Below are 831 nucleotides of genomic sequence, written 5' to 3' on the forward strand. Positions count from 1 at the left end.
TGGCGGAATACAAGTTCAGCCCGCCAATGAACGCACCAGCAACGCCTGAGTGTGTATTGAATGCGGTGAACGAAACTCGCAAGCACATAGCGAACTCCTAATACGACATTAGGACAAAGGAACTTTAGGTAACTCATATGCGCTCACAAACATGGTTCGATGCAGCAAAGCGATGTCAGGATTCTGGCAGCGCTTATGCTTTGGTGACTATTCTTGGCTGCACGGGCTCTACGCCACGTGATAACAGCAGCAAGATGGTGATTACAGCTGACAGTACCTACGACACCATTGGTGGTGGCCACTTAGAATTTGTGGTGACCAACAAAGCGCGTGAACTGTTAACAGCCAATGAAGACAGTCAACAAATTCACCACTTTCCGCTTGGTGCTTCTTTAGGCCAGTGCTGCGGTGGTAGCGCAACAGTGCTCATTGAGACCTTTGGCGCATGCCGTTTTCATATTGGTTTATTTGGCGCAGGTCATGTCGCAAAAGAGTTGATTAAAATTCTTGGCGCCCTGCCTTGTCGTGTTTCTTGGATTGACCCTCGTCCAGAGCTATTTCCAGAAACCATGCCTGCCAATGTCACCAAAATTGTCAGCGAAGAACCTCAATATGAAATCGCGAGCTTGCCAGCAGGCTCCGACATTCTGATTTTGACGCATAACCACGCTTTAGATTTCGAACTAAGTATGGCAGCGCTTGATCACGGCCAATTGCGCCATATTGGTTTGATTGGTTCAGATACAAAAGCTGAGCGTTTTGTAAAACGCCTAGCGCATCGCGGTTATAGCGAAAAGCAAATCGCGACCATTAAATCCCCTGTTGGACTTG

At 47.9% G+C, this 831-nt stretch carries 1 protein-coding gene; it reads left to right on the forward strand.

The window, feature by feature from the left end; all coding sequences use genetic code 11:
- Positions 1 to 137: 137 nt before the first annotated feature.
- Positions 138 to 831: xanthine dehydrogenase accessory protein XdhC (xdhC, locus tag A3739_RS23940; RefSeq protein ID WP_068503095.1), on the forward strand; the 694-nt coding region annotated here is incomplete at its 3' end.

Source organism: Oleiphilus sp. HI0067, assembly GCF_001635735.1.